The following is a 15283-nucleotide window of genomic DNA, read 5'->3' on the forward strand; positions in this document are numbered from 1 at the left end:
CACTTCTGTCATCTTCGACCGACTATAACTTCCTGCACTTTCGGAATTCCGGGCTTGTTCGCGTATTACATAGTGATGTTGGCAATAGCAGTGCTGGTCGGACCATTTCTGCTGCTCAAGCGCCGGGCTCGTTACGGAATGCCACAAAAGCTCGGCATTGTTCCTGAAGCGATCAAAGAAAAATACAAATCGCCCGATGGTGTAAAACCGATCTGGTTTCACGCCGTATCTGTCGGCGAATTTAATGCCGCCTGGCCACTGCTCAAGCGACTCAACGACAAACACCCTCAACAGACTATAGTCATCTCGTCTACGACGGGAGCAGGTCATAAACTGGCGCTGGAGCGAGCCGCTTCCTTTGCCGACTGCATCTATTTCCCCTATGACCTGCCCTGGTGCACCGCAAACTGGCTCGATGCGCTGCGCCCTAAATTAGTGACAATCGTCGAAACTGAAATTTGGCCTGGTTTCGTCAACCAATGCAAAGAAAGAACTATTCCGATCACAATGATCAACGGAAGGATGTCGCCACGTTCGTTCGGGTCATACTACAGGTTCAGAACCTTTTTTGGTCCGATACTGCGTAATTTTGATGCGATAGGGGTGCAATCGACCGGGGAATCAGAGCGATATAAAAAAGTAGCCGGCGATAACCTTCCACTTCAAGTTTTAGGCAACATAAAGTTCGATGGACTTAAGCCAATCAGCCGAAGCGAACAAGATGAACTTCTAAACCGGCTTAATCTCTCCCCCGACGATCTCGTTTTCATTGCCGGTTCCACACATGAAGGGGAGGAAGCAGCCGTCATCAACGCTTTCAAAAAGCTACCCGAGCCCAAACGAAAGCGATTGATCATTGCACCGCGCCATCCTGAAAGATTCGACAAAGTGGCAGACATCATTCGACTGGCCGGATTTCGCCCACGTCGTTTTTCAGAAAATGAAAAGTTTGAACAAGAAGGTAACGTCTATCTGCTTGACGCCATAGGTCATCTGGCAAAATTCTACTCTGTAGCAACGGTGGCATTTGTTGGCGGTACTCTAACTCCTATTGGCGGTCACAACATAGTTGAACCGCTGACATACTCGGTGCCTGTCATCGCTGGTCCTCATTTGCACAAAACAAAAGATGTTGCCGACGCCCTGAAGGCACACAACGCCTTGATCATTGTCCAGGACGAGAAAGAATTGGCCCAGCAACTAGAATTACTTTTCAACGACGCGAATTTACGTGAGCAACTTGGACGTCACGGCAATGAATGGTTGAAAGAAAGTCAGGGCGCTGTTGAGAGAGCTTTGACAATGATTGAAAAGGCAGCTGGATTGAATTCGGCTGTCCCTGAAACAATCCAGGTAGAAACCGCGCAAGGAGAAAGAAGATGAGTTGGGGCAACCCCACCACTCCTCTCGAAAAGTTCCGGAAAACACTCCTGACGCCGGCATCTGCAGCCTACTTTATAGGCTCACTGATGAGACTTCAAGGTTATCGAAACGGGCTATTAAAACGCGAGCAAGTTGAGATACCGGTGATCAGCGTCGGTAATATCACCTGCGGTGGCACAGGCAAAACACCTGTAACCATAGATCTTGCTCAACGTTTTGTCTTGGCGGGAGTCAAAGTGGGCATTTTAAGTCGAGGCTACAAACGCCAGTCGAAAGATGCAACCCTGGTCGTCAGTGACGGTGCTGGAAATTTTGCCAACTGCGCAGACTCTGGAGACGAACCGTACTTAATTGCCAAACGAGTGCCTAAAGCAGTCGTGCTTGTCGGCTCGAATCGCAGGGCTTCAGCTAACCTTGCCGTCTCACACTACAACTGCCGGGTTCTCATTCTCGACGACGGCTTTCAACACCTAGCCGTGCACCGCGATGCAGATCTGGTTCTTATCGATTACAACGACGAGCCGGCCAACGATTCTCTTTTGCCAGCCGGAAGACTGCGTGAGCCACTCTCTGCACTATCTCGATCAACGTCACTTGTGATAACAAAGATACCCGACAATTACGACTCGAGTAAATTGGAACGGCTCGAAAAATTCCTAAGTAGTTATGCGGCCGAACAAACAATTAGCAAGTGTCGCTTCACAGCATCGCAATTGGTATCACCGACTTGTGTCATGCTGCAGGCAGATGCGCTTAACGGCAATTCGATTGTAGCCGTCTCAGCATTGGCAAGGCCGGAACCTTTTCACAAACTACTGAGAGAGAGAGGTGCCAATCTGGTAGACACCCTGAGCTGGCCAGACCATCACTGGTATTCCGACGACGACATGAAGCGTATCGAAACAGCAGGGGAACGTGCTGACCTGGTAGTAACAACCGAAAAAGATATGGTCAAAATGAAGCCTTCTGAACGCCTTGCCGAGAAGCTATATGCACTGAGGATAGAGACTGAGTGGCTGAGTTCGCCACCACCCGCAGTGACTCAAATCCTCTCAACACTAACGCACAGCTCGCGGAGCGTCGGTGTATGAAAGCACATACAGACTTGCTGGCTTGCAGAAAAATACTGGTGATCCGCTATCGTTTCATTGGCGATACCATTTTGACAGTGCCGTTTTTACGCAACCTCAGATATTCGTTTCCCGACGCACATATCGACGTTCTGGTAGGTCCTCAAAGCGGCGAAGTTCTGCAAGGATGTCCGTTCGTAAATAAGTTCATTACTTTTGACACGACGCGTTTCCATAAATACGACAAAGGCGAAGGCGAAGCGAAAAGCTTCTGGTCATACGCAAAAGAGTTGCGCAAAGAAAAATATGATCTAGTGTTTGTACTGAAACGCTCATGGTCATCAGCCTTTCTGGCACTTTTGACGGGAGCCAGGCATCGCATCGGGTACGCAACCGAGGGGCGCCAGATTTTGCTCACTCAAGGTATTCCCTGGCATAAAGACATTCATGAAGTCGATTCAACATTGGAAGTGCTGAGCGGAGCCAACCTGCCAATTCAGGATCGCTTTCTCGATGCCTGGATCAGCGAAGAAGAAGATAATGCCATTTCGAGAAAAGCTCCGGAATTAGCCCGAAGCAAAACGAAAGTCCTTATCCACGCAGCTGCTGCGCATCCGGACAAGATGTATCCAATCGATCGCTGGGCAGAAGTAATGAAACTGCTAGGCGCTCAAATTGACTGCGATTTCTACTTCTCTGGTGCAGAACAAGACTATCTGCTCTACGAAGATCTGCAGCATTTAGCCGGAATCAAAGGATTCAATCTAGCCGGTAAATTATCTCTACGCGAAAGTATGGCGCTCTACAGACGCATGAACGTATCCTTGTGCGTCGACTCGGGACCAGCACATTTGAGCGCTGCCGTCGGAGTACCGACACTAGCCTTATTCGGTCCCACAGATCCCGAACGGTGGCGACCCTACGGTGACAGTCACCTGGCCCTGTTTAATCCCGATTTGACTTGCCGCCCATGCAATTACAACAAAACATGCAACAACCGAGAATGCTTGACTGAATTCAGCCCTGCCAAAATTGTTGAAAAAACAATGTTGGTAATGCAGACCAGACTGAATTTCACTCCAGGCAACGCCCAAACCGTTCAAAACGAAACTGTCGGTTAATGTTCATCTTAGATAGGTCGAACCGTTATCGGTTGAGTTATTTGAAAACGGTTTTCACTCTCTGAAAGTAAACCGTTATCGGTTGAATTTTGGTTGTCGTTCAGCTCCCTAAAACGGGAACAAACCCAATAGGCGGTCGTCAATCTGAGCATAACGCAGAGACTCAAGTGAGTGGAAGCAGGGATGCATCCAACCGCGGGCAGCACCGGACCTGCGACCAATTTAAAAGCGCGCCTGAAAGGGCGCGTTTTTTTCCTCAGTCGCCTATAATTGGACTTCCTTTCAGAAGAAACCAATGTCAGACTACATCGCCTTTTTTGCCAGCCCAGCTTCTTTCCAAGAGTTACGCAATTTTGACTGGAACTCACCTGACGATGTTGCAGGTCTGTTCGAAAGGATGCGCAGCGAAGAAGGTCTGGTCAGAGTTTGGGGGGGCACAACAGACTCCTGGATCTTGTCAGGTTTAAGCGCCTGGATGACAAAAAGGTTTAAGTTACCCGGGTTCGGTTCTCGAACGGGCATAGAGTTTGTCGCGGACTGCGAATACGTGCACTGGGTGATAGATTATCAAACCCAGACAGAATTGAAAGAAAAGATGGAAAAAGTCGATCCACGGCAGGAGCCGACTTTTGAACCGACCATCAGCGAGTTTTTTGAACCGCTTGGACTGGAGTATGTTGACACATACGTTGACGCCGGTCTGGATGAGTTTTACCAGATGTATGAAGATTTGAAGACAGATTTAGCCAGCTCTAAAGACGAAACTCTTGTCGTTCTAGTGCCTTACTAGCAGTCGAAACGATCGTAATACTGCCTGTGATGCTGGCTCCTGGTGATTGTTCCAAGCACACCACCGATCAAGTTTGAGAACAATCGTGGAATTGCGTCTGCTGGATTTGCATCCCTGTATACAGGTCTGTATGAGTCAGCGATCGTTGTTTCATAGATCGGCGAGTTGTATCCATCGTCAAACCGAGTTGCACCGTATGTAGTGCCACCATAAAGATAATCGTTATTGTTATAAGTACTACCGTAGAGATAGTCCGAATTACCGTAAGTGCCGTTCAACAGAGGATCGTAACTATCAGCATAAGTGCTCTCATATATGGCGTTAGGATAGCGATACTGATCGGACTGATTCCACGCGTACTGATCGTACTGATTCAATCCATATCGATTGTACGTATTGTTAAGTGACCATTGATCATAGTTATTGTATTGGTTGTACTGGTTATAAGTGTTCCAGTTACGATAGCTGTCGGTATTGTTGTATCCATAACCGTAGTCGCGGTTGGCATAATAAGTGCCCGCACCACCCAGTAGAGCACCACCGGCAAGACCGCCGTATAGATATTTCAAATTGTTGTTGGTGTTATTGTGCTGACCGCTGTTTCCGTACTCGTAACGTTGGTTGTTATTGATAATTGTCCGGTTTACTTCAATGGGGTGTTGATTTTGATTACCCCTGTATTGCTGGGCAATTTGATGGTTGCCGACAGCAGCCGTGTTTTGGACGACTTGCGGGGGATGAGCCACCACCTCCGGACGTGGGTGTGATGGATTCCACTGCGGCCGAGTGTTCTGGTTGACGGGCGGCACGGGATGCGAAGCGTCATTGCGCGGTGCTGCGTTTGCCTGCGAAACTAGCCCTGGCAGCGCTGGGCGTTGATGGTTCTGTTGCTGTGGCTGAGGATGCGGAATTTCTCGGTGTGGTTCACGATGCGGCTGTTGTGCCTGAACAACAGTCGGTCTTACATCAGGGTGAACTGGGGCGCGATCATGCTTGATTTGATTCAAAACCTCACGATGACTCACATCCCATTTGGGTTGAGCCTGAGGAGCCGGATGATCTGGCTGCTTTGCGGCGTTAGCATCAAGAGCCTTCTGTGTTCCTAGAGACATTGCACTTCCCCTATCAGCCGAAACAGAGGTGGGTTTCCCACCCTTCACGTTTTAGAGTGCCAATGCAACGTTACCGAAAGGTTACCGAATTAGAACAGCGCTACGTAATATGCCCATTCTTGGCAGCATAAGTTGGGCCCGGGAGGTGAGCAGATTCTGTCAGAGCAACTATGACAAGAACTACTTAATTGATTCGGACGATTCTGACTTTGAATCTGCGGTCGCAACTTTTGGATCATCAACTTTTGGCTTGAAGATGAAAATATTGTCGCCTTCAAAAAAAACGGGTAAGCCCCGAACAACACAGAAAGCGGCAGAAAAATAAACGCAGAAGCTAGCAATCGCGGGCACCATTGTCACGCTTCCCGCTTCGGTGTGCGCCGCTATCATGAGACAGAAGGCAACAGCTTTGGCAATGGCGTAACTGAAGCGGCTGAAGTTCGAGGCAACTAAAAACTTGCCCACCTTGCTTTGCATCATAGTGTTGACGCCGAATGCTGTGAACCCGTCTTCGGCGGCATGACTGCGCATCGCATCGACAAAAGTGCCGCGCACAACGAACAGAATTGGTATCCACACGGGAATCCAACCGAGCACGGAAAAAACAATCCAGTAGACCAGTTCAACAGCTCTGTCACCGGCGATATCCAGAACACCGCCCAATTTTGACGTTTGCTTGAGTTTTCTAGCAAAGTATCCATCCAGCCCGTCAGCCCAAATGACGAAAATCGTGAGGACAAATGCAGTCCATCGCACCTGTTCGCCAGGCATGAATAGCAAACTCACGGTGCCCAGAGCCAGTACGACTCTTGCTACCGTGAGTACATTTGCTACATTGATCACAAGCGAGCCTAAACGTCTAAATGCTGCACTTCGTGCGCGTGATTCATAATGAAGTCTTTGCGCGGTTGAACAGCTTCACCCATAAGCAAGTCTACGACGTGATCTGCTTCAGAAGCATCAGCGACAGTCACTTGTCGAAGTGTTCTGGTTTCAGGATTCATTGTTGTATCCCACAACTGTTCCGCCTGCATCTCACCGAGACCTTTGAATCGCTGAATCTCGGCTTTCTCTCCCATCTCGGCCAATACAGCCTCGAGTTTATGCTCGTTGTAGCAGTATTCGACGCGCTTACCTTTAGTTACTTTGAACAGCGGCGGTTGTGCAATGTAGACATAACCGTTGTTGACCAACGGACGGGCATAGCGGAAGAAGAACGTCAGCAGTAGAGTGCGAATATGGCTGCCGTCAACATCTGCGTCTGTCATGATGATGATTTTGTGATAGCGCAGCTTACTCAGATCTAGATTTTCGGCATTTGGTCTGAGCAAACCTGCAGTTTTGCCGCCCTCTTCATCATCTTCTTTGACGACCAGACCGAGCGCTTGAATCATCGCCTGAATTTCAGTGTTTTCATAGATGCGACCGGGCTGTACTCTTTCCACGTTCAAGATTTTGCCGCGCAAAGGCAAAATAGCCTGGAAGTGACGGTTCCTTCCTGTCTTAGCGCTACCACCGGCGGAGTCACCTTCTACCAGATAAATTTCGCAATTGGAAGGATCACGATCGGAGCAATCTGAGAGCTTGCCAGGCAGAGAAGAGTTCTCCAGGGCAGACTGACGTCGAATTGCCTTCTTGGCGTTCTGCGCAGCTTCACGAGCTAATCTTGCCTGCAAAGCTTTCTGAATAATCTTTTTGGCTGGATTGGGATTCAATTCCAACCAATCGGCCAGACGCTCAGAAACCACCGACTGGGTAATACCCTGCACTTCGCGGTTTCCCAGACGCTCTTTAGTCTGACCTTCGAACTGAGGCTCTGAAACTTTGACGCTGATAATTGCAGTCAAACCTTCACGCACATCTTCGCCTGTGAAGTTGGCATCATTTTCCTTGATCAGATTCTGCTTACGAGCGTAATCGTTGATAATTCTCGTCAAGGCATTTCTGAAACCAGTCAAGTGAGTGCCACCATCACCGGTTTTGATGTTGTTGACGAAAGTGTAGATCGACTCAGTAAACGTCTCTGTCCACTGCATTGCACACTCGACAACGACATTGTTCTGCTCTTGCTCGAAATAAATGGGCGGCTTGTGCAATACATCACGAGTGTCGTTGATGTACTCAACGTAGCTTGCAATTCCACCCTCGTAGTGAAATTCCTGATGCAGATTCTCACCACGCTTATCTGTAACAGTGATTTTCAGACCTTTATTGAGGAAGGCCATTTCTCGCAAACGCGTAATGACAACATCCCAATCCATCACGATCTTGACGAGTTCATTGTCTTCGTTGACGTCATGAAAGATCTGATCGTCAGGCCAGAAAGTAACTTTCGTACCGCGTCGATCGGAGGGTCCTAGAGTTTGCAATCCACCATCAGGCTCGCCCCGATTGTAGGCCTGCTTGTAGGCCTGTCCATCGCGATGGATTTCCGCCTCCAGACGCTCGGAAAGAGCATTCACAACAGAGGCACCGACCCCGTGCAAACCGCCTGAGACTTTGTAACCGCCGCCGCCAAATTTGGCGCCCGCGTGCAAGACTGTGAAAACAGTTTCCACACCGCTCTTACCAGTTTTTTCAACAATACCGGTTGGAATACCCCGACCGTCGTCCTGGACGGTAACAGAGTTATCTTCATTGATGGTTACATCAATGACTTTACAAAATCCAGCCAGCGCTTCATCTACAGAGTTGTCGACAATTTCCCAGACAAGGTGATGTAGTCCGCGCGGTCCAGTGCTTCCGATGTACATGCCAGGACGCTTGCGAACTGCTTCGAGCCCCTCCAGCACAGAGATGGTATCGGCACTGTAGTCAGCGGCATCGGTACCCGTCGCCGTGGATGGTTTGTTCTCTTTTTCTTCTTTTTCTGAATTATCTTCAGTCACTATTGAAGTACCTGCTGATGAATCTTGTTTGTTCGGCATTTATGACACCCAAATGTAAATGGTTTCCGTAGTTCGATAGCTCAAATGAACCAGGAACTTAGAAACTCGCAGAAGCGTAAAAGACGGACAGGATAAGGCTCTTGCCCTCAAGGGACAATAATTCCCACAACTTCAATTTTAGCACGAAGGGCATGTAAAAATCCCCCCTCCGCGCTGTTCACTGGCGGCTTTCCGCAATATTTTCAGATGAAAACAGCTTAGTCTTAGCAGTCTTTTCATCTCTGGGCTAAAATACTGTGGCGCGAAGCCCGGTCTAAGCGTTATCAGCCAACAGGGAATTGCCGTGGAAACCTTTTACGAAGCCACACCAGGTCTCTTGAAGAAATCAGCGATAGCGCTCGGATTCTTCGATGGTGTGCATCATGGACATCAAGTTGTCATTGGAAAGGCCGTTGAAGAAGCTAAACGTCTCGGCGTCACAGCCGGCGTCGTCACCTTCAAAGATCACCCGCGCTCTCTGACAAGAGGTGCTGCGCCTCTCCTTTTGACGATGATAGAGCAACGCCTGGAGCTCTTTGAGCGTCTCGGTGTAGAGGCAACGCTAGTTCTATCGTTCACAGAAGATCTCTGCCGCCTGAGCCCCAGGGAGTATGTCGAAAACATATTGGTCGGCTCGATGGGTGCCAAATCGATATCGGTCGGCTATAACCATCACTTCGGCAAAGACCGAGAAGGCGACGCATCATTGCTCGGGACAATGGGAAAACAACTGGACTTCTGTGTTTTTGCCGCCCCGATGGTGCTGATCGATGGCGAAGATTGCTCGAGCTCACGCATCAGAGAACTTGTCTCCGGTTGCAAAGTCGAAGAGGCTACCCGGGTCTTGTCTCGTCCATACGCACTGATTGGTGAAGTCGTCAGAGGTGAAGGAAGAGGACGGAAGTTAGGCTTTCCAACAGCCAATATGGCAATCAACGAATATCAACTTGTGCCTGGACGCGGTGTCTATGCTGGAGTGGCACGACTGGCAGACGGACGCAAATTGCCGTCTGTAATAAATGTCGGCTTCAGACCGACCTTCAAACCTCAGCCGGGTGTAAGCGAATCAGGCGGAGCAGCGCTTCTTGTTGAAGTACACATACTGGATTTCGACGAGAATCTGTATAACTCGACCATTCAAGTTGACTTCAACGCCCACTTACGCAGTGAGCAAAAGTTCGATGGGGTGGATGCTTTGCGCGCCCAGATCGCTGCCGATTGCAATATCGCTCGGGCCTTGCTCAACCAGTCAAACGACGGGATGACCAAAGACAAATTGCCTGCATAGCGAGTTTTAGCGGGTTAACGTGCGAGTCAAAAAAGTCACTCTGACAAACTTCAGAAATTACGATTACGCCTCCGTTGACCTGCAGGACGGCAGAAACGTTCTCATAGGCGAAAATGCTCAAGGTAAAACCAACTTTCTGGAAGCTATCGAAATTATTGCGTTAGGGCGCTCAACCCGCGCGCAACAAGATGCCGACTTGATCAAAGCAGAAGCTGACAGTGCCCGCATCGAGGTTGTTTTTGAAAGCAACGGTGCCGAAGTAACAGCATCATTTGCCCTGGCTCGCAGTGACAAACCCAGAACCAAAGGCGTCGAGCGCCAGATAAAAATCAATGGTCTGACTATCGGCTCAGCCAGGTCTTTACGTGGCCGACTGGTGATGGTCAGTTTTAAAAGTTCGGATCTGAATTTGCTCCGGGGTGGTCCTAAATTTCGTCGCGATTGGATCGATGACATTCTCATCACTCTGCGCCCGACTTACCAGGAAACACTCTCCAAATACGGCAAGAGTGTAGCTCAGCGAAATCGGCTGCTCAAGCAAATTTTCGAAAAAGGGAAAGCCAGCGTCGAGGACCAGAACCAACTGAAAGTATGGGACGAACAAACGGCAAGAATCGGCGCCGCAATCATCAAACAGAGACTTTATCTGCTCAACGAATTACTGCCAAAGGCCGAAAGGCACCAACAACATATCTCGGGTAAGCGTGAGCTGTTAACAGCAGAGTATGTATTCCGCGCCCAAGAATCACGTGACACAGAAGATGGAAACACAGCCGAGCAGCCTCGGGGAGTTGCCGCAAAAGACATTATCGATCAACCTGAGGCTGAACTGGTGCAGACGCTGATCAGACTAATGAAGGAACGGCGCTACGAAGAAATAGCACGGAAACAGACATTGTGCGGTCCCCATCGTGACGATATCAAATTCGCCTTGAATGGAGCAGATGCAGTTGAATTCGCCAGTCAGGGTCAACAACGCAGCCTGGTGCTCGCTTGCAAACTGGCCGAGCTCGAACGGGTGCAGGAAAATTTGTGCGAGCCTCCGATTTTACTGCTGGATGATGTACTGGCTGAACTCGACTTGAACAGGCAAGGTTTGCTGATGTCACAGGTTCAGACAGAAACGCAGACTTTAATTACCACGACTCACGTGACCGGGTTCAAGCCAGAATGGGTAGCGGGGGCACATTTTCTGGCAGTCAAAGAAGGCTCTATCGAGCCAACCAGCGAAGCAGCGAGCATCCAGCTCACTTAGTCCATACCCCTGGCGGCAGGATGTGGGTTAGTCCGCTATGATACGTGGGTACATGGTTAATGCTCGCCCCTGAGTGACTGCGTGGCAACGCCCGATAAAGGACCTACGGAGAACTGTGTCCGCCGAAATCAAACCGATGAATGACAAAGTATGCCTGGAATGCAATCGGCAGTTCACGGGTATAGTCGCAGCCTGCCCACATGACGGCACTCTGCTCGTCAATGTTGTCCAGGATCCTCTCCTGGGCACGACTCTGGCCGGCAATTACGAGATTCAGGAAGTGATCGGTCACGGTGGCATGGGCGTAGTCTATAAGGCACGCCACGCCCTCATGGATCGCATCGTCGCCATTAAGATGTTGCAGGCTCAGTTGATTTCAGATTCAATGAGCGTAAAGCGATTCCAGCAAGAGTCGCAATCGGCAAGCAGAATCAGCCACCCGAATGTTATTACGGTTTACGACTTCGGCATCAGCCCAAGTGGTCAACCGTTTATCGTCATGGACTATCTGCAAGGCACCTCACTGGCCGACATAATCAAAGAAGAAGGTCAAGTAGGTGTAGAGCGAAGCATCAAAATTCTCTCTCAAGCTTGTGACGCGCTGGACCACGCGCACAAGATGGGTGTCATCCACAGAGACGTTAAACCGACAAACTTCGTACTGATCAATTACGACGAAGAAAAGGATTTTGTCAAAGTAGTCGACTTCGGTGTGGCTAAATTGATGAACTCTACCCCCGACGGGCAGAGGTTGACGCAGGCCGGCGAAGTCTGTGGCAGTCCGGTCTACATGAGCCCAGAGCAGTGCACGGGCGGTGAGCTCGACCAGCGCTCGGATATCTATTCGATGGGTATCGTCATCTACGAAACGCTGACCGGGAAGTTGCCAATTCTCGGAAAAACCATGGTCGATACCATGTCTAAGCACATCAGCGAGATGCCACCAACATTTGCTCAAGCCCGTCCCGACCTGTACATCCCGGAACGACTGGAACAGGTCGTATTCAAAGCACTGGCCAAAGATCCAAACGATCGCCATCAGACTATGGATGAATTGCGCATCGAACTGGAGAACGCCATTCCGCGACCGGGAAGGAGTCAGGTATTAAGATCAGCGCCCGGCGATAGCAGAACTCCCGGTGAACTGATAGCGGAAGCGCTTAAAAACACTTCGATGAAAGTTTGGGCAGTAGTTCTGGCTGTCGTTGTCGCAGGCGGTCTGGGTGTACTTCAGCTGCGAAAAACAACAAACACTCAGAATCCACCAGCTTTACAGCAATCAGTCACTCCCGGCGCCGGCACAGCTTCCACCCAGACGACACCAAATGCAGTCGCCGGACAAACACCCAACAATGCAGCACAAACAACTCCTGATGGTACAGCGCCGAGAAATTCGGCTTCAACAACTGGTCCCACGACTGCCGTGACACCACCTGCACAGCCCGCAGATCCGACTGCGCAAAAGTCACCCAACCCGGCTGAGACGGCACTCAAGTCGCACCAGGCGAAGCGTGGTGGCAAAACAGAAACAGATGACGGTTCGACTGATGTTGCGGTATCGCCCGCGACACCAGGACATCGAAGAGCATACAGCACCACCAATATCGTTGACATGATGCAATCAGCATCATCGGATAAACCAAAGAAACATAAGAAAGCTCGGGCCATCGCCGCTTCGACTGAGAGTCGCCCGGCCACCAAGAGTGACCCGTGGGCGAGCTTGCGCCACAGTTACGATCATTAATTGTCTACTGAAGTTTTTTAAACCGCCGCTGCAAGCGCATCAATCAATCGCTCTACGCGAGACTGATCTACTTCATTGGTCCAGAGTCCGTCATATTTGAGCGAGCTGCCGACAATAAGCGCATCTGCATGTTTAGCAAGCTTTTTGATATTAGTCGTGTCAACTCCCGAACCGACTAAAACATGAGTGGCCACTCCAGCCCGCACGCTGCTCACTTCCTCTTCTTCCGGAGCATGGGCAGTGGCAGGTCCAGTCACTATCACTCCATCGGCTTTGAAGAACTCTGCATGTCTGGCCGTCTCGACTAGATTGATATCAGCTGTAATGGCATGCGAAGAATGTTTCTTCTTAATGTCAGCGAAGATTTTGATGTGCTCTGCCTTTAGAACCGCACGGCGGCGTATCAATTCAGCAGCACATGACTGATGCACTCCCTCGTCGCCGACATGAGCAAATACGAAACCTTCCACACGCAGAAAGTCCAGTCCTGCAGCCACTGCTACACCCAGTGCTTCCAGGTTGGCACCAGCCAATATCTGAATTCCTATCGGTAATACAGTCTCATATTTAATGGCATGAGCCACCACCGACATAGCTGCCGTGGTCTCAGGTTCTACGCGCCCTCTCAAATATGGAACATCATGCATGTTTTCGATAATCAATGCATCGACACCACCGTCTTTATATGCCATTGCATCGGAAAGAGCGGTTCCTAACACAGCTTCCATACTTCCACCGTATGCGGCAGAGCCAGGAAGTGGTGGCAAATGCACTACGCCTATCACTGAGCACTTTCTTCCAAACATTTATTGAACCTCTCAAGCCTTTCTAGTTAACGGACCAATCCAGCAGTAAAGCGCGAACAGGCGATGCCTCCAATTCCATAAACTTCAGCGGCGCTGCCACAAGAAAATATTCGCCGCATGCCGCAGCGGTCAAATCCAAATTTTCCAGCCAGTAAATGTCTTTAGCAAGCAGGCTGTGATGAGCACAGAGTGTCTTGGACTCGATGTGATCAACTGAAGGGCTATCGAGACCTACCAGTCTTGTACCCCGCTTAGCCAGCCATTCGACCAGCTCAGTAGAAAGAAACGAATAACTTTCCTCGAACACATGGTACCGCAATTGGTGACTGGTGCGAATCAGCAATCGTACAGCTTCAGTCTTCAAATGTTTCTCGACGTGTTCTGGTTTGATCGCGCCAACGAAAGGTGCGATATCAATGACCTCGGCCGGACCAATGAAGGCGTCGAGAGGCATCGTGCCGGCAGTCTCTTGCTCACCAGTCATGGAACCACGCACGTGGACCGGCGCATCGACGTGAGTGCCGACGTGCGGGCTCATTTTCAAAGCCGTTAAATTGATCACATTGCTTTGTTCATAGGAAACTGTCACTTCACGGCTAAAGGGTGTATCACCAGGAAAGCAGGCAGTGTCACTTTTAATCGGCTGTGAGATATCAACGATACGAAAGGGTTTGGAGAGCAAGTCGTAAATTTGATGCATGCTTACACCACTCATACCGGTGACGATACTGAAATCTCAAAATCGAAGTTGGATTTGATGTGGTCTTTGCGCACGGGCGGTCCGATGTGGGCTTTGTCTCGCTTGTGCTTGAGCAAATCAAGCTGGCGGAACAGCTCCTTCACCAGTGCCTGCATATGGCGCGTTTCGTTACCGGACGACAGCTTCACCAATATGCCGAGTCCATGAGGATATTTTTTGTTCGGAGCGATTCCGATGCCGAGTAATCCGTCTGCACCTTCTTTAGCGACGAGCGGCACTTCATCGACATTGGCGAACAGCCCCGACATCAACCGCGAATCGAATCGCTCCACCCCGCCAATCACCTGCGGATGGCCCCGCATCAACTCTCCCAATTCGGACAGTTGCAAAACACGCTGATTGGAGGAATCATAACCACACGCCAACTTGAGATAAGCGGCGGCCATCTCTTTAGGTGTCAATGCAAAATTGGGAAGCTGGCAACCATCAGTGGTGGCAAAATTAAAATCATCGAGCGGTCGATGGGTCATATCCGAAAGCAATTCCTTCAGTGGCTGAAAGTGCTCACCGGTGGGGTCTGCGTAACTTTCCAGATCTTTTCCAGTCGCTTTCAAAGCCAACAAATAACCAAAGTGCTTACCGCTGCAATTGTGATACAGCGAACTGGGCGGCTTGCCTTCAACTTTCAGGGCGATGCGCATTTCATTTGCCAGCGGATAAGTAGCAGGACATCGCAACAGATGATCGGACACGCCACCTATCTTCATGATCTCATCGAGCAGCTTCAGATGCGCAGCTTCAGCACTATGCGACGACATCATCAAAGTGAGATGCGATTCGCTCAGTTGAGGGTAATTGTCGACCACTTCCTTAAAGTGACTCAACAGTTGCCACGGCTTGAGGAGCGAACGGCTCCACAACATGTAATTGACATCTCCATGGCTAAGAAGCGAGCGAGTGTCGCCGCTTGCTGTCCCCTCGACAACGGAGATAATGCCGTAAACTTGAACTTCTGTTATTCCGCTTCGCTCAATGGTGTAGAGAGACTGCCACGGGGTTACGCTTGAATTTAGATCTGTCATGCATT

Annotated in this window: 13 protein-coding genes; 7 read left to right on the top strand and 6 right to left on the bottom strand. The window is 49.9% G+C overall.

Annotated features, from left to right (window positions below):
• The first annotated feature begins 54 nt into the window (after positions 1-54).
• The 4 genes from EKK48_06040 (at position 55) to EKK48_06055 (ending at position 4364) form a co-directional block, all read left to right on the top strand.
• The gene (locus tag EKK48_06040) at positions 55-1383 is read left to right on the top strand and encodes a 3-deoxy-D-manno-octulosonic acid transferase (protein ID RTL44807.1); all 1329 of its coding nucleotides are present in this window, start codon (positions 55-57) and stop codon (positions 1381-1383) included.
• A complete protein-coding gene (gene lpxK, locus EKK48_06045; protein ID RTL44808.1) occupies positions 1380-2474 on the top strand; it encodes a tetraacyldisaccharide 4'-kinase in 1095 nt (364 codons plus the stop codon). Before EKK48_06040 ends, lpxK begins: the two co-directional genes overlap by 4 nt.
• The gene (locus EKK48_06050) at positions 2471-3574 is read left to right on the top strand and encodes a glycosyltransferase family 9 protein (protein RTL44809.1); all 1104 of its coding nucleotides are present in this window, start codon (positions 2471-2473) and stop codon (positions 3572-3574) included. Before lpxK ends, EKK48_06050 begins: the two co-directional genes overlap by 4 nt.
• A 295-nt stretch (positions 3575-3869) precedes the next feature.
• A complete protein-coding gene (locus tag EKK48_06055) occupies positions 3870-4364 on the top strand; it encodes a hypothetical protein (GenBank protein ID RTL44810.1) in 495 nt (164 codons plus the stop codon).
• Here EKK48_06055 and EKK48_06060 read toward each other — a convergent pair.
• From EKK48_06060 to gyrB, 3 genes are all read right to left on the bottom strand, one after another.
• Positions 4361-5476 (bottom strand): hypothetical protein, encoded by a 1116-nt coding sequence (locus EKK48_06060; GenBank protein ID RTL44811.1) that lies wholly within the window; start codon positions 5474-5476, stop codon positions 4361-4363. The two genes, EKK48_06055 and EKK48_06060, sit on opposite strands and share 4 nt — an antisense overlap.
• Before the next feature lie 180 nt (positions 5477-5656).
• Positions 5657-6319, bottom strand: a complete 663-nt coding sequence (locus tag EKK48_06065) for a CDP-alcohol phosphatidyltransferase family protein (protein RTL44812.1) — start codon at positions 6317-6319, stop codon at positions 5657-5659.
• 8 nt (positions 6320-6327) lie between these two features.
• Positions 6328-8403, bottom strand: coding sequence for a DNA topoisomerase (ATP-hydrolyzing) subunit B (gene gyrB, locus EKK48_06070; GenBank protein RTL44813.1), 2076 nt, complete (start codon positions 8401-8403; stop codon positions 6328-6330).
• Between the two features lie 238 nt (positions 8404-8641).
• Between gyrB and EKK48_06075 the strand changes: the two genes are divergently transcribed.
• From EKK48_06075 to EKK48_06085, 3 genes are all read left to right on the top strand, one after another.
• A complete protein-coding gene (locus EKK48_06075; GenBank protein ID RTL44814.1) occupies positions 8642-9691 on the top strand; it encodes a bifunctional riboflavin kinase/FAD synthetase in 1050 nt (349 codons plus the stop codon).
• A 19-nt stretch (positions 9692-9710) separates the two neighbouring features.
• The gene (gene recF / locus EKK48_06080) at positions 9711-10946 is read left to right on the top strand and encodes a DNA replication/repair protein RecF (GenBank protein RTL44815.1); all 1236 of its coding nucleotides are present in this window, start codon (positions 9711-9713) and stop codon (positions 10944-10946) included.
• Between the two features lie 115 nt (positions 10947-11061).
• Positions 11062-12690, top strand: a complete 1629-nt coding sequence (locus EKK48_06085; protein ID RTL44816.1) for a serine/threonine protein kinase — start codon at positions 11062-11064, stop codon at positions 12688-12690.
• A 17-nt stretch (positions 12691-12707) separates the two neighbouring features.
• On the opposite strand, the gene EKK48_06090 is transcribed toward EKK48_06085, so the two are convergent.
• Genes EKK48_06090 through EKK48_06100 form a run of 3 tightly spaced genes read right to left on the bottom strand, consistent with a single transcriptional unit; the run spans position 12708 to position 15278 of the window.
• Positions 12708-13496, bottom strand: a complete 789-nt coding sequence (locus EKK48_06090; GenBank protein ID RTL44817.1) for a BtpA/SgcQ family protein — start codon at positions 13494-13496, stop codon at positions 12708-12710.
• 22 nt (positions 13497-13518) lie between these two features.
• The gene (locus tag EKK48_06095) at positions 13519-14211 is read right to left on the bottom strand and encodes a kynurenine formamidase (protein RTL44818.1); all 693 of its coding nucleotides are present in this window, start codon (positions 14209-14211) and stop codon (positions 13519-13521) included.
• Complete coding sequence (locus tag EKK48_06100; protein ID RTL44819.1) at positions 14208-15278, bottom strand: hypothetical protein; 1071 nt, start codon at positions 15276-15278, stop codon at positions 14208-14210. The genes EKK48_06095 and EKK48_06100 overlap by 4 nt, the downstream gene beginning before the upstream one ends.
• Between the last annotated feature and the right edge of the window lie 5 nt (positions 15279-15283).

The organism is Candidatus Melainabacteria bacterium, from assembly GCA_003963305.1.
In the GTDB taxonomy this organism is placed as follows: Bacteria; Cyanobacteriota; Vampirovibrionia; order Obscuribacterales; family Obscuribacteraceae; genus PALSA-1081.